Source organism: Peribacillus sp. RS7 (assembly GCF_041956845.1).
Classification (GTDB): domain Bacteria; phylum Bacillota; class Bacilli; order Bacillales; family DSM-1321; genus Peribacillus.
The window spans coordinates 4804749-4830714 of record NZ_CP168135.1 but is presented as its reverse complement, the minus strand read 5'-3'; the positions used below and the strand labels follow the sequence as shown (position 1 = coordinate 4830714).

General features: G+C 39.2%; 23 protein-coding genes and 1 pseudogene. 6 read left to right on the top strand and 18 right to left on the bottom strand.

The features are described from left to right. Positions 1–25: 25 nt before the first annotated feature. The 6 genes and pseudogenes from ACDZ29_RS24050 to ACDZ29_RS24025 all read left to right on the top strand — a co-directional run. Complete coding sequence (locus tag ACDZ29_RS24050; protein ID WP_375088917.1) at positions 26–1372, top strand: PTS sugar transporter subunit IIC; 1347 nt, start codon at positions 26–28, stop codon at positions 1370–1372. 12 nt (positions 1373–1384) lie between these two features. Beyond that, on the top strand, positions 1385–1621 hold the full coding sequence (locus tag ACDZ29_RS24045; RefSeq protein WP_375088916.1) for a hypothetical protein: 237 nt from the start codon (positions 1385–1387) through the stop codon (positions 1619–1621). A gap of 16 nt (positions 1622–1637) precedes the next feature. Further along, entirely contained in the window at positions 1638–2540 is a 903-nt protein-coding gene (locus ACDZ29_RS24040) for an ROK family protein (RefSeq protein WP_375088915.1), read from the top strand. A 2-nt stretch (positions 2541–2542) separates the two neighbouring features. After that, positions 2543–2878, top strand: coding sequence for a PTS lactose/cellobiose transporter subunit IIA (locus ACDZ29_RS24035; protein WP_375088914.1), 336 nt, complete (start codon positions 2543–2545; stop codon positions 2876–2878). Further along, on the top strand, positions 2875–4203 hold the full coding sequence (locus tag ACDZ29_RS24030) for a 6-phospho-beta-glucosidase (protein ID WP_375088913.1): 1329 nt from the start codon (positions 2875–2877) through the stop codon (positions 4201–4203). Before ACDZ29_RS24035 ends, ACDZ29_RS24030 begins: the two co-directional genes overlap by 4 nt. A gap of 269 nt (positions 4204–4472) precedes the next feature. Next, positions 4473–4616: pseudogene (locus tag ACDZ29_RS24025) on the top strand (spermidine synthase); the annotation flags it as partial. An 84-nt stretch (positions 4617–4700) separates the two neighbouring features. Here the strand turns inward: ACDZ29_RS24025 and ACDZ29_RS24020 are convergent. From ACDZ29_RS24020 to ACDZ29_RS23935, 18 genes are all read right to left on the bottom strand, one after another. Then, entirely contained in the window at positions 4701–5762 is a 1062-nt protein-coding gene (locus tag ACDZ29_RS24020; RefSeq protein ID WP_370015089.1) for a nitrogen regulation protein NR(II), read from the bottom strand. Between the two features lie 626 nt (positions 5763–6388). Further along, positions 6389–6469, bottom strand: coding sequence for a hypothetical protein (locus ACDZ29_RS24015; RefSeq protein ID WP_375091212.1), 81 nt, complete (start codon positions 6467–6469; stop codon positions 6389–6391). Positions 6470–6946: 477 nt separating this feature from the next. Then, complete coding sequence (locus ACDZ29_RS24010) at positions 6947–7978, bottom strand: acyltransferase family protein (RefSeq protein WP_375088912.1); 1032 nt, start codon at positions 7976–7978, stop codon at positions 6947–6949. A 277-nt stretch (positions 7979–8255) separates the two neighbouring features. After that, positions 8256–8444 (bottom strand): hypothetical protein, encoded by a 189-nt coding sequence (locus tag ACDZ29_RS24005; protein WP_375091211.1) that lies wholly within the window; start codon positions 8442–8444, stop codon positions 8256–8258. 32 nt (positions 8445–8476) lie between these two features. After that, on the bottom strand, positions 8477–8800 hold the full coding sequence (locus ACDZ29_RS24000; protein ID WP_375088911.1) for a tyrosine-type recombinase/integrase: 324 nt from the start codon (positions 8798–8800) through the stop codon (positions 8477–8479). A gap of 746 nt (positions 8801–9546) precedes the next feature. After that, positions 9547–9894 (bottom strand): hypothetical protein, encoded by a 348-nt coding sequence (locus tag ACDZ29_RS23995; RefSeq protein WP_375088910.1) that lies wholly within the window; start codon positions 9892–9894, stop codon positions 9547–9549. 1086 nt (positions 9895–10980) lie between these two features. Next, on the bottom strand, positions 10981–12000 hold the full coding sequence (locus ACDZ29_RS23990; protein ID WP_375088909.1) for an NAD(P)H-dependent flavin oxidoreductase: 1020 nt from the start codon (positions 11998–12000) through the stop codon (positions 10981–10983). Between the two features lie 29 nt (positions 12001–12029). Next, positions 12030–13910 carry a sigma-54-dependent Fis family transcriptional regulator gene (locus ACDZ29_RS23985; protein ID WP_375088908.1) on the bottom strand — a complete coding sequence of 627 codons (1881 nt, stop codon included), beginning with the start codon at positions 13908–13910 and terminating at the stop codon, positions 12030–12032. Positions 13911–14165: 255 nt separating this feature from the next. Continuing rightward, positions 14166–15548 carry a dihydrolipoyl dehydrogenase gene (gene lpdA, locus ACDZ29_RS23980; RefSeq protein ID WP_375088907.1) on the bottom strand — a complete coding sequence of 461 codons (1383 nt, stop codon included), beginning with the start codon at positions 15546–15548 and terminating at the stop codon, positions 14166–14168. Between the two features lie 17 nt (positions 15549–15565). Next, on the bottom strand, positions 15566–16786 hold the full coding sequence (locus tag ACDZ29_RS23975; RefSeq protein WP_375088906.1) for a dihydrolipoamide acetyltransferase family protein: 1221 nt from the start codon (positions 16784–16786) through the stop codon (positions 15566–15568). A gap of 107 nt (positions 16787–16893) precedes the next feature. Continuing rightward, entirely contained in the window at positions 16894–17928 is a 1035-nt protein-coding gene (locus ACDZ29_RS23970; protein ID WP_289325100.1) for an alpha-ketoacid dehydrogenase subunit beta, read from the bottom strand. A gap of 21 nt (positions 17929–17949) precedes the next feature. Beyond that, positions 17950–18942, bottom strand: coding sequence for a thiamine pyrophosphate-dependent dehydrogenase E1 component subunit alpha (locus ACDZ29_RS23965; RefSeq protein WP_370015077.1), 993 nt, complete (start codon positions 18940–18942; stop codon positions 17950–17952). Between the two features lie 263 nt (positions 18943–19205). Continuing rightward, positions 19206–19748, bottom strand: a complete 543-nt coding sequence (locus tag ACDZ29_RS23960; RefSeq protein WP_289325098.1) for an NADPH-dependent FMN reductase — start codon at positions 19746–19748, stop codon at positions 19206–19208. 58 nt (positions 19749–19806) lie between these two features. After that, positions 19807–20130 carry a putative quinol monooxygenase gene (locus ACDZ29_RS23955; protein WP_289325097.1) on the bottom strand — a complete coding sequence of 108 codons (324 nt, stop codon included), beginning with the start codon at positions 20128–20130 and terminating at the stop codon, positions 19807–19809. A 110-nt stretch (positions 20131–20240) separates the two neighbouring features. Continuing rightward, on the bottom strand, positions 20241–20834 hold the full coding sequence (locus ACDZ29_RS23950) for a TetR/AcrR family transcriptional regulator (RefSeq protein ID WP_375088905.1): 594 nt from the start codon (positions 20832–20834) through the stop codon (positions 20241–20243). 334 nt (positions 20835–21168) lie between these two features. Beyond that, positions 21169–23157, bottom strand: coding sequence for an acetoacetate--CoA ligase (locus tag ACDZ29_RS23945; RefSeq protein ID WP_289325095.1), 1989 nt, complete (start codon positions 23155–23157; stop codon positions 21169–21171). 108 nt (positions 23158–23265) lie between these two features. Further along, positions 23266–24528 (bottom strand): ATP-binding protein, encoded by a 1263-nt coding sequence (locus ACDZ29_RS23940; RefSeq protein ID WP_375088904.1) that lies wholly within the window; start codon positions 24526–24528, stop codon positions 23266–23268. Positions 24529–24767: 239 nt separating this feature from the next. Further along, positions 24768–25910: an acyl-CoA dehydrogenase family protein gene (locus ACDZ29_RS23935; RefSeq protein WP_289325093.1), complete on the bottom strand. Its 1143-nt coding sequence runs from the start codon at positions 25908–25910 to the stop codon at positions 24768–24770. Between the last annotated feature and the right edge of the window lie 56 nt (positions 25911–25966).

The following is a 25966-nucleotide window of genomic DNA, read 5'->3' as shown; positions in this document are numbered from 1 at the left end:
AAACAATAGATTTAGGGGGTATATTATGGGATTCATGGCTAGTTTTGAGCGTGTAATGGAAAAAGCCCTTGTTCCTGTAGCGGCTAAACTGAACTCTCAAAGGCATATTGTCGCTATTCGTGATGCGTTTATTTTAGCATTTCCCATCACATTGGCGGGATCATTGATCGTTCTATTGAATTTTGCTGTGCTGGCTCCGGATGGCTTTATTGCAAGGTTGCTGTTCTTGAATAAGCTATTTCCTAATTTAGCGGATTTCCAGCAGGTATTTGCACCCGTATTGAATGGTTCAACCAGTATTTTATCCATTTTCATTGTCTTTCTAATTGCCAGGAATATAGCCTTAGCCATGAAGGCGGATGACCTTCTATGCGGATTAACTGCCCTTTCCACTTTCTTCATTGTATATCCCGCTTATACGGTGGTTGATGGGACGAATTTCCTTTCCACTCAATGGGTGGGGGCACAAGGCCTCTTCGTAGCCATGATCATTGGTTTGCTCGTGGGCGAAATCTTCAGCCGATTGTCCAAATCGAAACGCCTTCAAATCACGATGCCTGCGTCCGTACCGCCAGCCATCTCGAGAACATTCAAGGTTCTTTTTCCAATCGTCATCATTACAGTATTATTCTCAGTTGGTAATGCAATCATTCTAGCTATCTACCCAAATGGGATCCATGAATTGATTTATGCAATGATCCAGACCCCATTGAAAAACTTGGGAACCAATATATTCTCGTTAATTATCCTGGCCATAGTATCGAACCTCCTCTGGGTCTTCGGGATTCATGGTCCTAATACAGTTGCCGCAATCAGGGAAGGGATGTTTGCGGAGGCAACGCTTGAGAACCTGAACTATGTCGCTGCACATGGATCGGCATGGGGAGCTCCATACCCTGTTACGTGGTCTATCAATGATGCTTTCGCCAATTACGGTGGATCAGGCATGACCCTGGGATTGATCATTGCCATTTTCATCGCATCAAGAAGAAAGGATTATCGCGATATCGGAAAGCTTTCCATTGCACCAGGCATCTTCAATATCAATGAACCGATCATTTTTGGATTGCCGGTCGTACTTAATCCAATTTTGATCTTCCCATTCATCCTGGTGCCGGCAGTAAACATCTTGATCGGGTATATCGCGATCACAACAGAGCTGATACCGCCGATAGCCTATACTGTGCCGTGGACGACGCCTGGTCCACTTATTGCATTCTTCGGTACTGGCGGAAACTGGATGGCCCTGATTCTCGGGTTCGTCTGTCTGGCTGTTTCAACCGTTGTCTATCTTCCGTTTGTGCTCGCTTCGAATAAGGCTGCAGCCATACAGCAATCAACGGATGCCGGCAATAACGATTTACCTGCTTAGAAAGGAGAATGCATGAATACTTATCAAATTCAAATGAATTCCGGACAGATATCATATCTTTGTGATTTCTTCTCGGAATATAAAGACGAACGCATAAAAACAACCCTTCTATCCTCAAATCGGGTTCAGGCTGTATTTGAAGCAATGACTGCCCTCCCGGGGGAGGAAGCGGTGAAGCACCTTAAACAGGTCTTTCAGCAATCCAAGTTCGGCCCTGGTCTATATTATTCAATTAAAAAAATTCAGTAGAGGGAGACAGTATATCATGTCCAACTACCTTGCCTATGACATAGGGGGAACAGAAATAAAATACGGATTACTGACCGAATCAGGAGATATTTTGGAAAAAGGAAGATTTCCAACGGTCCGTAACAACGGGGGGGCCATCCTTCAAGCGATCTTAACTAAAGTCTCCATTTTTCCTAGTTTAAGAGGAATCGCCATCAGTGCTCCAGGCTTTGTAAATAACCAGACTGGTTTTATCGAAATGGGAGGAGCCATCAAGGATTTTGATGGTTTCAACATTAAAACATATATAGAAGAACTGACGAATCTCCCTGTCACGGTGGAGAATGATGTGAATTGTGTGGCTCTCGCCGAGAAATGGAAGGGTAACGCACAGGATATTGAACACTTTATCTGCATGACGGTCGGTACAGGGGTTGGCGGAGCGGTTTTCCTTAATAATCAATTATATCGAGGCATTTCCTTTGGTGCCGGTGAATTTGGATTCATGATTACCCATGGTACTAAAAATGACTCAGCTTTTAAAAATACATTGAGCTGGAATGGATCCATATCAGGCATGAGGGAACGGTATGCCAAATATAAAGGGATATTGGCTGCAGATGTAACGGGCGAGGATGTTTTTCAAGCTTATGAAACTCGTGACCCTATAGCTCTGGAAGAAGTTGAACGCTTCTATGATAGCCTTGCAATCGGCATCCATAATCTGTATTTCATGTTCAATCCTAGCAAGATCTTGATTGGCGGGGCTGTAAGTGCAAGGGAAGGATTGATACCAGAGCTCAGAAGAAGAGTTGAATCATTAAATCGTTATATAAATGGATCGTGTATTGAATCATGCCATTTGAACAACGATGCAGGCATGATTGGTGCCCTGTTTCATCATCTGCAAACATATGTACAACAAGGAAGAAGGGAATAGACATGGAAGGAATGGAAGCTGTAGCATTTCAAATTATCAGCAATGTAGGAACCGCAAAGAGCTTGATCATGGAAGCTTTGTATGAGGCAAGAGATGGAAGGTATGAATCGGCCGAGAAAAAACTGAAAGAATCCCGGACTCATATGCTTGAAGGCCAACATGCCCATGCAGGGCTTATCCAGCAGGAGGCATCAGGTCAAAAGGTGGAAATCTCCCTTCTTCTTATGCATGCAGAGGATCAAATGATGAGTGCCGAGACGATAAGTGACCTAGTAGCGGAAATGATCAGAATGTATCGGGAAATGAGACAAAATAAGAATGGTGGGGTGTCATTTTGAAGAATGGTATAAAAATCGTGACAATAGGCGGGGGTTCCAGCTACACGCCGGAACTAATTGAAGGTTTTATCAAACGGTATGGCGAACTTCCCGTTAGTGAAATCTGGCTCGTTGATATTAACAAAGGAAATGAAAAACTGGAAATCGTAGGGAATCTTGCAAGAAGAATGGTTGAAAAGGCAGGTCTGCCAATTGATATCCACTTAACGCTTAACAGGCGCGAAGCATTGAAGGATGCAGATTTTGTAACGACCCAATTCCGGGTCGGATTACTTGACGCAAGAGCTAAGGATGAAAGGATTCCGTTAAAATATGATGTAATCGGACAGGAGACAAATGGGCCAGGAGGTCTCTTCAAAGGACTTAGGACCATACCAGTCATACTTGAAATCTGCAGGGATATGGAGGAGCTTTGTCCGGATGCCTGGCTTGTGAACTTCACCAATCCAGCTGGAATGGTTACGGAGGCAGTCTTAAGATATAGCAATATCAAAAAGGTTGTGGGTTTATGCAACGTTCCCATCGGGATGAAAATGGGTATAGCAAAAGCTCTGAATGTAGAGCCAGACAGGGTCCAAGTAGATTTTGCCGGATTGAATCATATGGTATTCGGATTAGATGTATATGTGGACGGAAAAAGCGTGAAGGATAAAGTAATAACGGCTCTTGGGAATCCGGAAAATGAAATGACGATGAAAAACATTGCGGGCTTTGCCTGGGATCGTGATTTCATTAAAGGGATGGGCATTATTCCTTGCGGATACCATCGTTATTATTACAAGACCGATGAAATGCTCGCCGAAGAAAAGGAATCTTCAGCAACAAATGGAACGCGGGCAGAGGTCGTTCAACAACTGGAAAAAGAACTTTTCGAGTTGTATAAGGATCCTGAACTTAATGTTAAACCACCTCAACTGGAAAAACGCGGTGGAGCGTATTACAGCGAAGCTGCCTGCAGCCTCATCAATTCGATTTATAATGATAAACGGGATATACAGCCAGTCAATACACGCAATAACGGAGCGATAGCGAGTATTCCAGATGAATCGGCCATTGAGATTAACTGTGTGATCACCAAAGAGGGGCCAAGACCGATTGCCATCGGCGACCTGCCAGTGGCAGTCCGGGGATTGGTCCAGCAAATTAAATCTTTTGAAAGAATGGCTGCTGAAGCGGCTGTCACAGGAGATTATCATACAGCTTTGGTGGCGATGACCATAAATCCTTTGGTACCATCAGATACCATCGCCAAAAAAATATTGGATGAAATGCTCGAAGCGCATAAGGAAGACCTGCCACAATTTTTTAATGAAGTGAAATCTTGAATTGAATCAATGGGATGTTTTTAAAGGTAATCTTTACAGAGGATGATTCTGAAAAGTTTTTTAGCAGGAAAGGATGACCTCGGAATTACAAGTTATTACATTCTAAATTAATAATTCAAAATAGATGACTTCCTGTTCGATTCTGATCAGGAAGTCATCTATTTTTTTAGAACAAATAACCTTCTGTGGTTTGATTCTTTGCTTGTTCTGTTTTATATACAATGGATAACCAGATTAACAGCAGTAATATCTGTTTACTAAATGACTACAGTTTCCTTGAAAATGATGGCGTACTTGTTTGTCAATCCAATTCACCGGACGATGCCCCGCTCATTTATTGGAGTATAGGACGGACTATCGGGAGTGTTGGGTTCGAAGTCATGAGTTACCACACAATCATTCCTTCTTTTGGTGACAAGGCTTTCATATGGCAGCAAAGTAATTCAAGGCGAAACGCATGGAAAAACTATCGTTATTAATTATATAGAAAACCTTTTTTATTTAACAGGAAGCTGAACATGAAAGGTAGTTCCTTTTCCAATTACACTTTGAACTGAGATATTTCCTCCATGTTTGTGTATCGTTGTAAATACTTGAGTTAGACCTAAACCTGTTCCTTCGCTTTTGGTGGAATAGAAAGGTGTTCCTAGCATATTTAATTTATCTTCAGATATCCCTACTCCTGTATCACTCACTTTTATATGAATTTGTCCATTTTTATAATAATGTTCAATTCTTATTTTCCGCTTGCCTTGAATCTCATCCATTGCCTCAATTGCATTCTTCAACAGGTTAAAAAAGGCTTTTAGAAATAAATTTCTCTTTCCAACAACTTTTCTCTCTGTATCCCTTAAAGCCCATTCTATTTCCACCTTATAAAGTTGTTCTTGGAATAAAAACAAAATAGAAGCTAACTCCTTACATAAATCAATGGGAACAATAGGTTCCTCATGTAAATCTGGTTTAGAAACTTGTAATAAATTTTGCAGAGTTTCTAACGCTTTTTCTAATTCAGTTTCAATCGTATCAAAATAAGGATGAGGCTGGGATTCTTTTAATAGCTGTAAAAATCCCTTTACTGTTGTAAGAGGGTTTTTAACTTCATGAACAATCCCTGCAGCTATTTGACCGATTGATGCTAATTTCACTCTTTCTTTCAAAAGAATCTCTGCTCTTTCTGCTCTTTTACGATCTGTAATGTTTCGAATAATGACTTGAGCCAAGGCCATGTCTTTTAAATAAAAAGGGGCAGCTGTAACTTCAATATTGATGATCTCTCCATCACCACAAATCATTTTTTGTTCTGCCAGTTCAACTATTTCTTGATTTTCGAGAACCCTATTTAATCGTTCTTTACAACCAGCATGGATTTCTGGTGGAAGAAAAGCGTACAAGTCTTTATATAAAATGTCCTCAGGAGAATCTAACTTTAGCAATTCCAAACAAGCTCTATTACAGAATAAGATTTTCCCTTCTTCTCCAACAATCCAAATTGAATTTAGGGAGTATTCTATCAATTGGTGGAAGTCTATGTCATGTGATCCAATTTTTAATTCCAAGTAAATCACTCCGTTTTCTTATTCCCAATAGTATATCAGGAAACATCCCTAACTGAAATACAAATTTTTTGAGCTGTTTTTTAATTATTTTGTTACATTTATTCAAGAATGTAAATCATTCCTCAATGTTGAAGAAGGCAAGAATTTATTAAAAGCACAAGTTGTTAGAATTGTCATAAGAAACTACAGGGAATTATGACATAAGGAAGAACTTTAAAAATTATTTAAAACACGAAAAGTAGAGACCTCAATATAATGAAGTCTCGACTTTTTGTGTGCCATGCATGAACATTTGCTTGTTGATAAAATGCTTTAGAGATGGGATGAGGAACCATTAGTCAAAGATAAGGGGGTACGCGGTGACACGGAATCTGAAGGAAGCCTTAGATCAATGGTCATTAATCCTGGATATATCGAGAAAGTGATGAATTGATGAAAAGTAATTGAGAAGAGTTTACCGAATTTCAATATAATGTTGTAGAACCCTTGACGGGAAGAATTTGAGGGGCCGTGGTCTTAAGGATACAATAATGGCAGGGGGCATTGTAAAATCTCGTTGGGCTTGTTTTAAACAGTTGTACATAGCTTTACCGCCAACTGAATTGGCTGAGTGAATGGTAATGCGCTTAGCAAATAGTTTTTTCTTTAACCATCTTTTGAACAAGCATAAAACCATTTCTAGTTTTATTTAATAAATCATGGTCCAAAGAGAGATGTTCAATATCAAAGTTATGCAATAGCTCTATACATTCATCTCGTAATGAATATTCTTTTTCAACTATCGGGTGCTTACTTCAATAAGAATATTGCTGAGAAAATCAGTGAGCGGATAGACCAGCCGTTCAAAAATCACCTTAAATAAAAAGAGTTTCTTTATAGTTTGAAATAACGGCAAGACAATGCGATGAAGGGGGGAGGAGGCGTTCATTTTTCCCTTTTCTCGAACTAAAACCATTTGATTTTATACATTTACTTGCTCCCGTTTTAACTCACTAATTCTTGGCGTCCCATACCTGATATTGCGAGTAATTTAAACATTATCTCATTACTAATTCTTTGAGGTCGCGGATCATGTTTAGGTAAGGTAAATAGTTTGTTAAGCCTCCTGTATGGTTATCTAATTAGGTGAATTGATATTGGCTTAAGTCTTTGAATACCTGGTTTGAATTCAGACGTTATTTCCACTAACTGGTTTTTATCAGTCCGCTTAAACGCCTTTTGAAATATTGAAGTAGGTCATAAGATATGTACGACATAGAAATTATAATGAGTGTCTCAAATAGTTTTAATAATAAATTGTCAGATATATGATCCATTTTTAATGCCGATAAAATCAAATCAAAAATACTGATGAAGACAACATGAACAATGTATATACCTAGGGCTCTTCCTCCTACTTTAGTAATGAACAAATCTTTCCCCAATGTAGAATTATTTAATGCAAATAAAAAAAGGGATGTAGTTAAAAAGATAGTAGATATAAAATATTCTCCGTGACTTCCAGATAATACCTTTTCTAATAAGTATCCTTCTAACACTTGGACAGTAAAGAAGATAAAAATTAATAATAGGTAGGTTTTGGCTGTTATTGCTCTGGACTTTTTAAAGAAATTATCATTCGCAAAGAAGAATCCCAAAGTTGTATAAAAAAGGCCGATGAATAAAGCATCCCGTGTACTTAGAGGAAAATCGTAGAACACCGAAAACGATTGTCCGAAAAGACCTAAAAAGTTTAATATTAAGCTGATGATTAAAAGAAGCCTTACTTTTTTAAACTTAAAAAAACTGAATAGAATGAAAACACTCCAAATTAATGCGGTTAAAAACCACAATTGGTATCCGCTAGTCCCAGTTCCATAATATATAAGGTCAAGAAATTTAAAATGATTAATGTATTGCTCAAATTCCTTTGGTGCATCTGTAGCAACTTTATAAAGAATAAGAACATCATACATCATATAAAAGAAGAGCCAGCATACATACAGTTTTAAGATTTTTATAATATACCTTTTAAAATAATCTATGGAATCCCTTGTATGCATGATCTTTTTACCGAACAAATAACCAGATGCAGTAAAGAAAAATGGGACGGCAAACCTTGAGAAGTTATCGAGAATAAATAGACCAATCTGGCTATCCCTTGGGAATACATGAATGACTACAACGGAAAATATTGCAAAAAATTTAATAAAGTCAATCGCGTTATTTCTTTCCATTTGCTCACCCTTACTATCATTGGTTATCCCCTATATTATGTACACCCAAGAGATTTTTATTTTTCTCTTTCTGAATCCAATTACGAGATGCTGTAAGAGACTTCAAGGAGGGTGGTCTGTTCATCAAGTAGTAGTGCATCACCTTGCGGATAGTCATATGTATGCCAAAAAGGCAGTCAACTTCTTTTTCGTAGTAATAGTTACCAGGCGTATCATAACAACTTAGGATATTAAACGTGAAGCTTTAACCATTCAGTAGAAAAGGGGGCTGCTCTAACTAAGAATAATAAGTGGGAAAAGGGATACCTACAGGATTTAAAGGCTTATTTTTTTGATTATAAAAGATCGGTTCACTATAATGTTTTTGCTGCTCTAAAAGAGTTTCTTTATAGTCATGAAATATCGGTAAGACAATGGGATGAAGGGGGAGGAGGCGTTCTTTTTTCCCTTTTCCTCGAACTAAAATGGTTTGATTTTCTAAATTAACTTGCTCCCATGTTAACGTCTCATTCCTGTTGTTGCGAGTAGTTTAAACATTAATTCATTTCTAATTCTTTGGGGGCGCAGATCATGTTCTAAACAGGTAAATAATTTGTGTAGCTCCTGTAAGGTCATATATTTAGGTAAATACTTATCGGCTTCAGGTGCTTGAATACCTGCTGTGAAGTCAGACTTCATGTAATTTTCTTTTAAACAATATTTACTAAATGATTTTAAGCACGAAATGCGGCGTTGTAGCGTTCTTGGCTTAATACTATGATTAATGACCTGATCTTGCACAAAACGCCGCACACTGGACAATGTGAGTTCATCTAAGTCCAATGATCGGTTGTTAGCCGTTAAAAACTCACCGTAGAGCTAAGGTGTTCAAGGAGTAATTTTTCTCAACTTCTAAGTACATGAGATAATCATCCGAAGATTGAACGTTATTCATAATTATCAGACCTCCTGGGAATTATTCGGTCCAACCCAAGGAATTATGTTCGAAACCATTTATTATGAGAAATAAACGACTTATAGGAAGAACCCTGATAGTTATCGGAAGCAGTATTGAAATATTATAGTCAACTTGAGCCAAGTTAGGGGACAATAATCAATCTTATGGGAACTTGAAGTTGAGACCACTTGATACTATTATGTTTGTTTCTAGTTTACATAATATATATTATAGGAAGTAATATTTTTAATGTTAATCTTGTCTCATATCTTAAGAATACTTAACTTAGTGAGACAAGATACAAATTTTTATATTTAATCATTGCTATTATTTTTATCTATAATCTTTTTATCTAATTGCAAATTAATACTTTTAAAACTTTTAGTAAGTATCAATACAGTTTAGTGAAAAAATGATTAATCTTCATATTTTATAGTAAAGATAAACATTGGCATACAGATTTCTAGGATATAAGTTAATTACAATCAGTTATGCCTAATGTCATTTAATTCCCTGTTTTTTATGAACCTTAATTCTCTGTTAATTGCTAACATATTCTGCGCCATTTTTAGTTATGTGTGCCATTATTTAATTAATACACTTTAGTTCATTTATTATTTACGATACTTAGTCAATTTACTCTCAGGATCTCTAATTGACTTGTTGTAGTAATTAAATCTATTGTATTATTACCCTTCTTGTAAAAAACCGAAGCTCCTTCACTTTCCCCCTTTTTCCATCCATCCGCTTTAAGGGCTAATTCATATCGATATGGAATGCCGTTTTCTTCTGTTGCTCTTGACCAATTATACCTTTTCCCTTGTTCATTTATATGAACCAATTCAGCATTTCTAGGTACAGGAAATCCGTATAAATCCTCAGTAGTATTGTATTGTGACATAGTTATGAAGTAATAAATGATTCCCCCACCTATCAATAACACTGCTATGGCGAGTGCCCAATTAATCTTTTTCTTCAATTTGCAGATTCCTTTCCTTAAGACATATTTTTAGACGAGACTATAAGAATCGTTATCTACAAATTCTATATTGATCTAAATTAACCTCTCCAACAGACCTAATCTGCCTATTTTATTATTCTGATATATAAATTAAATGGTAAAATGAGAAATATCACGGGTTAACACTTATAAAAAGTTATATAAATATAGTTTGTTCTAATGACGACTCAATAGCTTTTTTACTTTAAATTCCGCTTTATTACTGAAAGTGATGATGGGATCCGCTATTTAGCCACAATATCCCCTAAAAGACTTCTTAATTTAACTTATAGCTATAGCACGAATTAATACCATTTATAAATGATTAAAAACCTTAATTCAATGATGATCAATCTGCTCTGTTGTGAAATCTATTTTTTAAAAAAAAATGGAAAGTATTGCGATATTAAGGACAAAAACAAGTTTTGACAGCTTTCATAAGTCCAACATGCAATGAATCAATATGAAACTGCCATGTGTTATAAGGTAAACCTTCAAATCGTTGTTTTGAAACACTATCCACTTTTAGCAAATAAGTTCTCTGGTATCTTGAGTAGAATTCAATTATATATAAATCGTAAAGATTAACTTCGCTTTTTACATTTTATAAAAAATGATTCAAAGTGAAGCAAAGTTCAGGAATCAAAGCAGCTTATAGGCACATGCCAGATGTCATAAGAATTGTATAAAGCACTAAGGTATAGTCAGATTAAAGGGAGTAATATAGTAAACTCTATTCGCGCAACTTTCACAGCCTATTTATTTGGTTCATTTACATTTGATTACTTCATAAATAATAATTGCCAATAAAAATAATCGGTCAATCTTTTTTAAGAAATTCCTGAAAGTTGGTTAGCAAGTATGATAAATGTTGATTTAAGTACCCGATTTCCTTCTTGTATTGGCTTTTTGCCTTAGTGTGGTGAATAAACCAGACGGTCCTTCCACTTTCTGTATTAAACAATGATTTTGCTCCCTTTAGTTCGTACCCTTAATTTTGAATAAGCCTATGACTTGACACATATGAAACCAGATATCCCGAGATAAAAATGAAAGATGGTTTTTTCATGTTCGAATGGATTCGACTCGGTTTTGGATGAATTCGAACGAGGTTTTTGCTTCTTGGACGATTTGTTTTAATAAATCATTGACAGTCAATACTTCTTTTATGAGTCCTACGGATTGACCACACGACCAGATGCCTCCGTCTAAATTTCCTTCAAAGTATACTTTTTTGCTTCTTTGTCCCGTAATTAGAGGAATTAATTCCTCTATAGTGGCCCCTTCACTTTCAAGTTTTTCCACTTCTTTACTGACGGCATTTAATGCTACACGCGATGGGCTCCCTATATTCCGTTGGATGACAACCGTATCCATTTCATTGGCTGATACCATCCAGTTCTTCACGTTATCATGAATGGGCGCTTCTTTGGTTGCCATGAAGCGAGTCCCCATGACGATACCTTCAGCACCGAGTGACAATGCACTAATGAGGCCTCTGCCATCTGAAAATCCCCCGCCTGCTATCACAGGTATAGTAACAGAGTCAACGACTCTAGGGAGCATGACAAGCGTACCTACATCCCCCATGCCAGGATGCCCGCCTGTTTCATTCCCTACAATAATAATGGCATCGACACCTAATTTCTCTGCCGATATTGCGTTTTTGACGTTCGCTACCTTATGTATCACGGTAAAGCCGTGCTCTTTAAGTTTGGGCATTAAACTCTCTGGGCTTCGGCCACTCGTTTCAACAATTTTTACATCTTCGTCAATCAAAATATCGATGAACTGATCATTCGGGGTTGCCGTTTGACTTGGAAACAGGTTCAGGTTGACAGCAAAGGGTTTCTTAGTCAAAGTTTTCACTTTACGTATTTCATCACGAAGACCTTCTGGTGTCACCTGTGTTTTCGAAGTGATGATGCCTAGTCCCCCCGCTTCTGAAACAGCGGCTGCGAGCGGGGCTCGTCCAACTTGAAACATCCCGCCGCAAATAATCGGATATTCAATCCCCAATAATTCAGTAATTCTCGTTTTCAATTGCCATACCCCTTTCGATTTTCCTGGATTTCTATTAATCATTCGTTTTTAGATAATGTACGTTGCCCGGACTATAAACCATACTTATGGAGCCGCTTGTAAAATGTACTTCTTGGTATATCCATCAACTTTGCTGCAGCAGTGACATTTCCTCTTGATTTTTGTAATGCCTCTAACATTAGATCCCGTTGAATTTTTTCACGGATCGTCAGTTCATTTTCCTTGAAGCCTTTTTTATTGCCTTCCTCAAATGGAGGGAAATCCTCATGCCGGGTAACGGGCTGTGAAGGCATGGAATTCAACACATTAACATAATCCAGAGGTCCTTCTGCAAGTAAGATGGTCAATCGCTGAAGTACATTTTGCAGTTCTCTTATATTGCCTGGCCAATTATAATCCTTTAAATGATTAAATAATTCTTCCGTTAATGGAATATTCCATTTATTCTTCGAACACAAGTAGTTCACTATATAAGGAATGTCTTCAATCCTATCCCTTAAGGGAGGTACATGAATGGGGTAAACGTTCAACCTATAGTATAAATCTTTACGAAAGGACCCTTCATTGACAAGCTCTTCAAGATTACGGTGCGTTGCAGTGATGATGCGAATATCCAATGAAATGCTTTTTGTGCCACCGATTGGAACGATTTTTCTTTCCTGAAGTACACGCAGTAAGGCAACTTGCATCGCTAGAGGGATTTCACCGATTTCATCGAGAAAAATGGTCCCTCCATTTGCCTGCTCGAACTTCCCTTTGTGCCCTTGCCGTTTAGCCCCTGTAAAAGCGCCATCAACATACCCGAATAATTCACTCTCCATTAAATCTTTAGGGATGGCTCCGCAATTTATCGTGACGAACGGACTATTTTTACGAGAGCCATTTTCATGGATAGCCATGGCAATTAGCTCTTTTCCGACCCCGGTTTCACCATGTATATATACATTAGCTTCTGCCGGTGCAACAAGCTTCACTTTATGTAATGTGTTTTGAAAGGATTCACTAATCCCTCTTTCCCCTTTGAAGTCAAACACTTCTGATCGGAATGAAGCAGGAAAAATGGTTTTATGACCATGATTCTCTGACAAGAATATACACTTACCGGAAATCCTATTATCTTCTTTAGAGGGAAGCGGGTTTTCCTTAACGATTCGATATCCATGATTTAATAGGTCGGCCAATGCCATGCCAAGGGATTGAGGAATTTTTTTGCGAACCTGTTTGCTGGCTGATATGATCATTTCTTTTTGATTACAAACGATAAAAGGCAGATCTGGATAGGTTTCTGCAAGTTCTATCGAGTGCTGGGTCAGTGCGAGCTCCTTTTTATAGGAACGCACTCCCATTTCCTGTTCGATCGTATAAGCCAAATTGGCTACCATACCCAGCATGGATGGATGGAAATATTCCACTGGACAAGATATATCCAAAACGCCCAATATCTTACCGTCTTCATTTAAAATGGGCTTAGCAGAGCAACTCCATTTATGTGAGGCAATGGAATAGTGTTCAGTACCTTGGATCATAACGGCTTCACCCGTTTTCAAAGCTGTTCCAATTGCGTTCGTTCCGACCTCACCCTCCGTCCATCGTACGCCTTCCACAAAATTTATTTTGCCTGCCTCATTTAGGATTTTCTCGTTTCCGGAAAGTGATAGGACATATCCATCGGGATCGACTAACAAAGCCATCATTCCCGATTCTTTTATCGATTTATCCATCCTTGATAATTGGGGTGATGCCACTTCCAACAGGAATGAGTTTTTTTCTCTTTGAATTTCCAATGATTCATTCGTCAAAATGTGCTTCCCTTTATTAAGGTACGGGTTGACTTGATCTTTTTTGCAGCGATACCAAGATTCCATGATTCGCTTGTTCAGGCGATTTGAATCGAGAACCCCTTCACTGACAAAGCGTTCCCATGTACGAAGATAACAACTAGTGGATAGCATATAATCCTCCTCTAATCATTTGGTTTGAACCTTCAAAAGTGAAAATATATCTAGTCAATCTACAGGGAAAATACCAAGGAGTAATATAAAAGGATTTTAATCGAGGTCCATTTAATTATAGTAGATTATGTATCCGCTTACAATATATAGATTGAGTTTACCAAAAAAGCTTCATGTGTATAATCACATGAAGCTTCTCTATCAATATATATTGGCTGGTTTATGAAAAAAGTTAGTATATATCCAATAATAGTTTTAAGAATGGACAGCTTGACCTACAACATTTAGTAGTGCCTCATGTATGGATTCCGACAAGGTTGGATGCGCCGCTACTAACTCTTCTATCATATCTACCGTTATTTCTGCATGCAGCATGACCGTTCCTTGACCGATCAATTCTGTTGCATGTTGGCCGACAATGGAAAAACCTAGAATTTCATTATATTGTGGGTTCACTAGGACTTTGACCTTTCCTACCGGTTTATTGGAAAGGATAGCTTTCCCATTTGCCGAAAAAGAGAATTCACCAACTTTAATTTCCCCATATTTTTTACGAGCTTCTTTTTCAGTCAAGCCTACACTAGCAATCTCTGGGGAGGTATAAATGCAGCGGGGGATTGCCTGGTAATTCACTTGTGCAAATTGACCACAGGCATTCAGAGCCGCCACTCGCCCTTCATGAAAAGCAACATGGGCAAGTTGTATGCCCCCTATCACATCACCACAGGCATAAATCGATGGATTGCCTGTTTGCATTCGATCATCCACCGAGATACCATGTCGGGAAAAATCAATACCGTTTCCCTCTAGTCCCATCCCGTTCACTCTTGGTTTTCTCCCTATTGACACCAGTATGTAATCAGCTTGAAGTTCTTCCGATTTGCCATCGCTTTTCTCCAAAAATACCGTCCTACTGGTAAAATTGATATTCTTTACAGATGTAGAGGTATGGACTGTTACGCCCTGGCTTTTCAATTCTTTATGCAGGAAGCCCGAGATATCATCATCTTCGCCTGGAAGTAGCTTTTCCCCCATCTCGATAACGGTTACCTTGGTACCCATCCTACTGTAAATACTGGCAAATTCACATCCGATGACGCCGCCTCCGATAATTAGCAGTGAATCGGGGAGGGCTGGAAGTGCCATGGCCTGTCCACTGTGGATGATCCATTGACCATCAAACGGGGCAAAAGGCAATGGAATCGGTTCAGACCCAGTTGAAATGATGACCTTACTAGCATCAATCTCTTGATGTTCATTTCCGTTCTTGATCTGTAATCGATTGCTCGTTAGGAAAGACGCTCTTCCCTGAATGACTTTTATTTTATTCTTACTCATTAAATATTGAATGCCGTTCACTAGTTTAGAAATGACATCATTCTTTCGTTCTTGAACGGCTTCCCAATCGACTTCAATTGAATTGGAAGGTATGCGAATTCCCATTTGACCAGCACTTTTCACCAATTCATACGTATCCGCACTTTCTAATAATGACTTCGTTGGCATGCACCCTTCGTTTAAACAGGTTCCCCCCAATGGACCGTCGACTATCAATATGACCTCCTTATCCTGCTGGGCAGCAGTGATTGCCGCTACATACCCAGCAGGACCTCCACCTATAATGGCTATACGATTCAAGTGTTTTCCCTCCCATTCTATAAAATCACGGTGATCGGCTCTTCTAAATACCGTTTTAGTGTCTGTAAAAAGGCAGAAGCGGGAGCTCCGTCGAGTACACGGTGATCAAAAGTTAAACTGAGCGGCAAGATCGTTCTCCTTTCCAATTCATCGCCAATATAGAGGGGGGTATCATAAGCAGATCCAATTCCAAGTATCCCTGTTTCCGGTGTATTCAGAATCGGTGTAAAGTGCTCAACTCCGTATGCCCCCAGGTTACTGATGGTAAAAGTCGACCCTTGCATGTCTTCACTAGGCAATTGACCGTCACGTGCCTGCCTAGCCAGTTCCTTACCCTTTTTCGATAACTGCCTTAGTGTACAACTTTCGGCATTTCTTATGACTGGAACAACGAGCCCTTTCTCCAAGGCCACTGCTAATCCAAGATGTACATGCTCATACAAATGGATGTTATCTTCAATATAAGCACTATTCATTTTAGGATGTTCTTTTAGTGAAAGTACGACAGCTTTGGCAACAAAGTCTGTTATCGTAAGTTTAGTTGATTCATGTTTTTGTAGTACACCAGCAGCTTGTTTTTGCAATATGACTAAATCGGTGACATCAACTTTCATCGTGAGAGTTAATTGGGCACTGCTTTGCAAGCTCTCCATCATACGTTTGGCAATGATATTCCTCATTCCGGTCACAGGAACCCGCTGGGGACTATCTAAAGGATGTTGGGGATCCGTTATTCTTTCTTCGCTATTTACAGACTTGGCATCCCTTTTCTCAATTACTTTCTGTACATCTTCTTTAGTAATTCTCCCGCCTGGTCCTGTGCCTTGGACCTTCTCAATGTCAAGATTGGCTGCCTGTGCCATTTTTCGCGCAACCGGGGTGATCATCAATCGATCTCCCATTGGCAAAATGGGTGACTCTTTGGTATTCGGCGTTACTTGTTCATGAATTTCCGGCTCGGTTTCTTCAGTAACAGGTTCATTGCTAATAATTTTTTCATTCGGATTTCCGATATGACAGATAACGGTTCCTGGGGGTACACCTTGTCCTTCTTGAACAGCTATGTTCAGGATGGTACCATCCGCTGGAGATTCAATATCCATTTCTATTTTCTCCGAATTGATGCTGGCTATTGCTTCACCTTTTTCGACCGGATCGCCAACCTCCTTACTCCATAACGAAACAGTGCCTTCTTTCATTGCCATGCCCAATTTCGGCATTACCACTTCGACCGCCATATCAATTTCCTCCCTTCAGAATTTGTTTTCTGTGGTCATTTTTTGTTTTTGCTTGCACCAACTTTTGCGGACATATACGAAAAAGCTGGAGTATCATACTGATTTAATTACACCCCAAGAATGGATGGTTCCCCCAATAATTCCGAAACGACTTTTATCACTTTTTCTGATGTTGGAAGGTAAATATCTTCTAGGGGAGGTGAAAAAGGTACTGGTGTATGTGGAGCAGTAATCCTTTTTATTGGCGCATCGAGAGTGTCAAATCCCTTATCCGCAACCAATGCGGCAATATCCGTTGCCATGCTGCATCTTGGATTCGCTTCATCTATCACGATTAAACGATTTGTTTTTGCCACAGAGGAGAGAATGGATTCCTCATCCAGTGGTGACAAGCTCCTTGGATCTACAATCTCAATTTCAATGCCCTTCACTGCAAGTTTTTCAGCTGCCTCCATTGCTGTGTGAACTTGCTTACCGATGGCAACGACCGTCAAATCCGAGCCATTCCTTTTAATTTCGGCTTTGCCAATCGGAATTGTATAGTAGTCTTCCGGGACCTCTCCTACCATGTTATATAGCGTTTTATCTTCAAAAAAGATGACTGGGTCATTATCTTCAATGGCTGAAAGTAATAGCCCTTTTGCATCGTACGGGGAAGAAGGGACGACCACCTTCAATCCAGGAATGCTTGTAAATAAGGCATAAAGGCTTTGTGAATGCTGAGCTGCCGCCCTGAATCCTGCACCATGCATCGTACGGATCGTCACGGGAACTTGTGCTTTCCCCCCAAACATATAGCGGAACTTCGCACCTTGATTCAATACTTCATCCAAACAGCTGCCAATGAAATCATTGAACATTAACTCGGCAATCGGTCGTAAACCTGTCGAAGCGGCTGCCATGGCCGCTCCCATATAACCTGCTTCAGCAATGGGCGTATCAAGGATCCTGTCCCGGCCAAACTCTTGAACCAATCCTTTTGTGACACCTAAAACACCACCCCATGCTTCGTCATCCTGCAAATGATCAACCTCTGCACCGCCGGCTACATCTTCTCCCATAAGGATGACATTTTCATCTTTTCTCATTGCCATGGCCATTGCTTCATTTATTGCTTGTGACATACTGATTTTTCTACTCATCTCAATTCCTCCTATTATGGTTTAATAAGATACATAAACATCGTTTAATAAATCAGATGCCTCTGGATACGGGCTTTCTTCACTGAACTTTACTGCCTGTTTAATAGATTCCTCCACGGCACTCTCTAGAGAAACCAGATCTTTTTCTCCCAGCAGATTCTGATTCAGTAAGTAATTCCTAAAGAGAGCAATCGCATCTTTCTCTTGTTTATGCTCCTTTTTGTCTTGTTCTTTTTTATATTTCTGTGCATCTCCCTCGAAGTGTCCATAATTACGATAAGTAACGCATTCTATTAATGAAGGGCCTTCTCCCCTGCGAGCTCTCTGAACGGCTTCTTCAGCAGCCTTATACACAGCCATAACATCTTTCCCATCCACCCGGACACCCGGAATATTGTAGCTAATCGCACGATCGGCTATCGTTTTACAACTAGAAGCATAGTTGAATGGCGTGGCTTCCCCATACCCATTATTTTCAGCAATGAAAATAACGGGTAGCTTCCAGATTGCCGCCAGATTTATCCCTTCATGGAAGGTCCCATGATTATTGGCACCATCACCAAAAAAACAAACACTAACATGATCCGTCTTTTTATATTTGGCAGTTAAAGCTGCACCGCATGCGAGCGGAAAGCCTCCACCGACTATCCCGTTCGCACCTAACATCCCTTTATCCAGATCGGCAATATGCATGGAACCGCCTTTTCCTTTACAAAGCCCTGTCACTTTTCCATATATTTCAGCCATCATCCCATTTAAATCGCATTCTTTTGCAATACAGTGGCCATGCCCCCGGTGAGTGCTGGTAATGCTGTCTTTATCGGATAAGTGGGCACATACTCCGACAGCCACCGCTTCTTCCCCAGCATACAAATGGACAAACCCTGGTAAAATCCCCTTTGCAAATGATTCATGAACTTGGTCTTCGAATTTTCTGATCTCCAGCATTTTTTTGTACATCCAATAAGCCTTCTCCTGTGATAACTTAATTTCATTAGGTTGAACCGTTTCCATATTTCATCCCCCAATCATTAATAATGAGTCAATGATTTATATTGCAAATATTGTGCCAAAATGGAAGGTTGGCAAATTAGGACTTTTTCTATTTTCAATCGAAACAAAACGAGACAAAATGAGATTGTTGTCTCGTTTTGTCTCGTTTTTCAAAAAATATACTATCTCATTATGGGATAGAACCTGCATTTCGCGGATATTATATGACATTTTTGTGGTTAAAAAACAAGGGGAGTTGAGGTTCTGGACAGTATCAATCCAGCTTAACGTAATTTTTTTAATGCACTGCTCCATGCGATCGTTTGATCTAACATAGCGTGGACATTACCAAGGTGTAAATCAGCTGGTTTAAATGTCTTGTAGTTTTCAAAGTCTGTAAATAGTGAAAATGTTGGATTTACTCGAACGTCCGCAACAAGTAATTCACCTAAGATGCCACGCAAATGTTCAGCTGCACGAGCTCCGCCTGTTGAACCATAGCTCACAATGCCCGCCGCCTTGTTGTTCCATTCATCGCGTGCGGAATCAAGCGCATTTTTTAATGCTCCTGTAATACTGTGATTGTATTCCTGTACGATAAAAACAAATCCATCTAAGCTGGAAAGTTTTTCTGCCCAAGCTGTTAACCCCGGTTCTTTACCAGTGCCTTCACCCAAAAAAGGCAATTTAAAGTCTGCAATATCTACGATTTCATAATTTGCATCTCCGCGTTTATCAGCTATTTCTTTTACCCAATTTCCTACTTGTGGACTTACGCGTCCTTGACGTGTGCTTCCTAAGATAATTCCAATGTTTAATTTCCCCAATGGTTTTTCCTCCTCGTTAAGGTTTGTTTAAAATAAAGAAGTTATAATTTTAATTGATTTACATGTTTTCAATGACTTCCACTAATGTGTAGTACCCACCTTCTGCATCTTCAATGAGATGTTTTATCTTGTTAAGGTGTTCAGTAAATTCACTTTTTTCTAACCAATTTTTATGATGATCAACACTTTCAAAGGTAGTTATCATAATAGCCTTATTTTTATCAACAGAACGATGCCAACGACTATTAATCCAACCAGGAACACCTTGAGATCCCCTCTTAAAATTGAGAAGTTCTTCAGACTGTATCGCAACTAATTCATCTAGTTTGCCAGGTTTAGCTGTAAATACATTAATCCATACTATTGATTTACTTGAATTCATATACATAATCTCCTGTCATTTAAATTTATTTTTCTCAATGCATAATAAATCTGCACTTTCTTTTTCATTATTGGGTGTCAGTACTAACTGTCATGATATTTCAGGAAAAACTAGGGAGTTAATGCCCTAGTGAATGTTTGCACACTTTCCATTATAAATGCCTCAAGGGACACGGTCGGATAGTTCTCATCGGCATCCAGGTTGTTCATAAAGGCACCAAAATTCATCATCATGAACGACCACGCTTGCAGCTCTGAATCTGTGTGAATAAGTTTTCCTTTTTCATACATCGTGTTAAAATAGTTTGTCAAAATTTCCAGTAACTTCTGAGGATGCTTTTGTGTTCTTTCTCGAAATCCAGGTAAATTGCCTTCTTCCTTGATACTTATCATAATCATTTTCCGGTTACGATTCATGATTTCATGATATGTTCGACTTATCAGTTGTAAGTCTGAATGTAAATCCCAAACGATTTGCCTTTCATTAAAAAGTTTTGTCATTTCTTCGGCATAGTGATATCGTTCAAATGCCGTTTCTAAAAGATTTTGCTTACTTCCGAAGCGACGAAACAGTGTCTTTTCACTCAAACCTGCCGCACCAGCGATTTCCAGAGTAGTAACACCATTGTAGCCTTTCTCTGCTATTAGATCGATCGCAGCCAAAAGTAGCTTATCATCGTTACTTAGATTATGACTGTTACTCATACTCTCAACTCTTCCTTCCAGACTGTCAGTACTTACTGTCTTTTGATTTTATTCTATTCATCAGTTTTAAATTTGTCGACAAAAATTCCATCATAAGGTAAGTTTGTCATTATACTGAGTAGATGTTTAAGGTGCTGGATGAAGTAATTCATCTTGTTATGCACATATTGAAGATAAATGAGGAAGTGATCCCTCTTTATATTTTCCCGTTCCTTTCCTTATCGTAGAAAATCAGGGTTATTTATTAAAAAATGTTTGAACGTGCAATCTTGGTTTTACCGGCAGAATTCTTTTAAGAAGAAAAAAGACGGAGCTTTTATGCTCCGCCTGTTTGCTAGAATATTTTTTTCTCATTCAACTCAATGGCTAATTCTTTAAAGAACTGAAGCGAATCAGGGTTTCCCATGGAGTCTGGATTCACGACTTTATCAAACTCGAAACCTAACAACACTTTACGTATCGGGACTTCCATTTTCTTTCCGTTCAAAGTTTTAGGTATTTGTTCAACGACATGGATTTGGTCAGGAATAAAGCGAGGGGACACATGTCCTCTGATTTGTTCCTTGATTTTTGCTGTCAATGCTGCATCCAGGCTATTACCGGGCTTAAGGACAACGAACAGGAGCAAGGAAGAACCGCGGCCAAGCACTTCCCTATCAATGACAAGGCTTTCCATAACCTCGTCGATCGCTTCGACGACCCGGTAGATATCGCTGGTTCCCATCCGTACACCAGAACGGTTGATGGTCGAGTCGGAACGACCATAAATGATACAACTGCCCTTGTCGTCGATTTTTATCCAATCACCATGTTTCCAAATGCCGGGATACGTATCGAAATAACTCTCGTAGTATCTTGTCCCGTCTTGATCATTCCAGAAATAAAGCGGCATGGACGGCATGGGTTTGGTAATGACCAATTCACCGACTTCATTAATCAATGTTCGGCCTTGTTCATCAAAGGCCTCTGCACGAACACCTAATGCCCTTCCTTGTATCTCCCCGATTCTTACAGGTAATGTGGGAACGCCACCTACAAATCCGGCACAAACATCGGTTCCGCCACTGGATGAACTAAGCCAGATATCCTTCTTGACATTCTCATACACCCATTTGTACCCGTCACCCGACAAAGGTGCTCCAGTGGAAAAAAGGGCCTTCAATTTCGATAAATCATATTTTCCCATTGGCTTGATTCCTAACTTCATGGAATTCGTAAGGAATGGTGCACTTGTTCCAAAGAAAGTCATGCCTGTATCTTCAGCCAATTGCCAAAGGGCATCCATATCCGGGAAAGAAGGACTGCCGTCATAAAGAACGATCGTCCCTTCATTAAGCAAACCACCCATTAGGAGATTCCACATCATCCACCCTGTCGTCGTAAACCAGAATACCGTATCCTCAGAAGTCATGCCTTGATGCATTCTTGTTGATTTAAAATGCTCCAATAATATTCCGCCATGGCCTTGTACAATAGGTTTTGGCATTCCGGTTGTACCTGATGAATAGAGAATCCAAAGCGGATGATCAAACGGAACACTTTCAAAAGATAATTCGGCTTTTTCTTTTACTAGATCATCCCATGGAATCGTATCTGCCAGATTCTCTTCCAAAATCTTCTTTTCTATGTAAGGAACCATTACAGTATGCTTGACAGTAACCAATTCCTGTTTAAGCTGTGCAACAACGGATGTTTTATCATATGCTTTTCCATTGTACTGGTACCCATCAACCGCAAGTAATACAACCGGTTCAATCTGTTTGAAACGATCAATGACGCTTCTTGCCCCAAAGTCAGGTGAACAGCTGGACCAGATGGCACCTATACTTACTGTCGCCAAGAAAGCTATGACCGCTTCAGGGATATTTGGCATATAAGCTACAACACGATCACCGGATTTCACACCAAGTCCCCTTAACGAATGGGCAACAGAAGCTACTTTTTCTTTCAGCTCTTTCCAGCTTACCTCTTGCTGCCTGATATGTTCGGAACGAAAAAAGATCGCCGTTTTATCTTCTTGATCATTCAATAATGCATTTTCAGCATAATTAAGCCTTGCCCCTTCGAACCATTTCGCCCCTGGCATTGAATGCTCCGCTAAAACCCTGTCATATTTCCTGTCAGCTTTTACATCACAATAATCCCAAACCGAAGCCCAAAAATCCTCCAGTTCAGCAACCGACCATTTCCATAATTCATGATAATCTTGAAATGATAAACCTTTCTTTTCGTTTAACCATTTCATATATTGAGTCAATACCGTTTGCTCGATTTGTTCGTTTGTAGGTTCCCAAATGATTTGTCCATCTGTAAGCGATTTCATTTAATCATCTCCATTAGGTATCGAATTCATCATTAAATCATTTCATAATAATTGGTAGTTAACTTAAATTGTAATATATGAGAATAAAACCGTCAATTTACACTAAATTCAAATTGGCTCGTTTCTATGAATGGGCAGGTTAATAGAGAAGCATGTACCTTTCCCTTGTACACTTGACACATGTATCGATCCATCCATGCTTTTTATAACGCTATATGAAACCATCATGCCTAATCCCGTTCCTTTATTTTTTGTCGTAAAGTATGGTTCACCTAAACGGTATATTTGTTCCTGTGTCATTCCACTTCCTTGATCTTGAATCTTAATTTGGATGGTGGGGGCAGCATGAATTAAATGTATGTATATTTCGCCATCATCTTGCATCGATTCTATGCCATTCTTTAAGATATTGAACAAGCACTGTTGGAATTTCTTCCTTTCCCCCATGATATAATAAGCTTCATCTTCGAATAGGGATAATTTCAATTCGATTCCATTATCGTTTGCCAAGGGATTTATACTGTTCACGACATGCTGAATTTCCTCGGATACCCTTAATCGCTCTTTATTTTCAGGGCTTATGGCAGCAAACGTCAAATAATCATTTATGACATCCGTAGCCCGATCTAATTCCTTCAACGCAATATTTGCATACTTAACCTTTGTATTGGGAGAAACGTCTTCGCTTAACATTTGAATATATCCCCTAGTAACTGTAAGGGGATTTCTGACTTCATGAGAGATGCTTGCAGCCAGATGACTAACGATTTGCAATTTTTCCGCTTTCACTAATTTTTCGAGAACCTGAAAATTAGTGAGAATGACCTCCCATAGTAATATTACAACAACAATTCCTATGACTTGGATCGTGAAGTATTGTTTCCATATACTTATGCCTATAGTAAGTTCAAATACTTCTGTTGAAATAAACTGTGTGAGACTGTGAACAATAAAGATTAATGAAATACCGATGAAGATTTTTTTACTGACTGACATTTTTAAATAGTATTTTGATATAAAAAACAGGGAAACACCAATTAGCGGAAAAGTGATGCATGATATATAAAATCCATTTTCCCCCCCTGTTAAATAGCGAATAAGTAGAGTGATGACAATTAATATGATTCCTAACCGGTACCCTCCATATAAACCGCCTAATAGAAATGGAATCCATCGAAGATCCCAAACAAAATCCTTTTCTGTGACAACGGGGAATAGCATGCATAGAACAAGTGAGAGAATAGGGAAAATGGATAAGAACGATCCTTTTAATGCATCTAAACGGTATACGTACTTTACTAGATAGCTCATTTGCAATAAAAAAATCGGAAAAAGGATAATTAAAAAGTTAATCAGTAAATCTTTTGTCATAAGATTCATTTTTACACCGAACTTTCGATATTTTTCGAAGATTTAGACAGGTATATAAATCATAACAAGATAGAGAATGATTAGCTAGTAAAATTATATTGTTGGAATTAAAATGAGGCAGCTGAAGCATAGAGGTACCAACAATGAAAACGGATGAATAGGGGGGAGAGAATGAACAGGAAAAAGCACTGAAACGACGAGGTCATTTCAGTGCCATCAAATAATTTCCGAATACGCACTTAATAAAGAGCTGATTTTGCTAGCATGGTGATTGTCGCATCATCCATCGGAGGATTATGAAGTCCTGCGCGTACATCCCTATAATAGCGTTGCAGGGGATTTGTCCGTTGTAAACTTTTGGCTCCGACGACTCTCATCGCTTTATCGACAATCGAAATCGATTTATTGACGACCGATAACTTAACAGCACCCAATTGTTTCGATAGTTCATCATGATCTTCAGGGTGCTGCTCCCATTTTTCTGCGACAGAGTAAAGAAAATGGTGTGCCTCGCTCAATTCCAGTTCCATCTCCCCAATTGTCCGTTGAACATTCGGAAGATCCCTGATTGGTCCTGGTAAGCTATTGGGAGAATAGGTTTTCGCAAATTCAACTGCATAATTTCTGGCAGCCACTGCAATTCCCAAGTAGCAAGCCGGTATATGTAAGAGCCACGCTTCGGGTTTCCTGTTTCCACCAGGATTGCTTTTCATGACTAAATGCTTTTTAGGCAGGCTGACGTCATTTAACACCAAATCATGACTTCCTGTTCCCTGCATGGAAATCATATCCCAAGTTTCTTCTATACTTACACCGATTACATCACGATGGACTAAAAATGTGCCTAAACACTCATCCTCGGGTACCCATGCCGTTACAAGAAAAATATCAAGGACGGGTGAGAGTGTAGTAAAAGTCTTTCTTCCATTCAAATTCCATCGTTCACCCTTTTTGATAGCGATCGTTTCCGGACGGCCGCCACGCGTCGGGCTTCCTGTTCCAGCCTCAGATGCTGCCGTGTTGATGAGGGCGCCTTTCGACACTTCAGAAAACAATTCATTCATGGCCCCTTTTTCCCAGGGTCTTTTCTCGGTTAAAGATAGGACCGTTCCGACATGCCAGCCTATTCCTAAAGCTGTTGGACCACAATACTGAGCTATTTTTTCTTGGCATAGGAGAAAATCATATAAGGAACCGCCATTTCCCCCATCTTCTTTGGCTAAGGTCAATTTAGGATATCCGAATTCCTTTAACTCCTGAATGTTTTCAAAAGGAAAACCCTTTGTATCATCAAGAACTTCAGATCGGGCGGAAAAGGACTGAATCGCTTCCTCTAATTTTTGTATATATTCTTTTTGCTCCTGTGACTGAAAAAACGACATGAAGATCATTCCTCCTATAATAAACAAATTCCTGAACCATCCAGCAGCAGAAACAG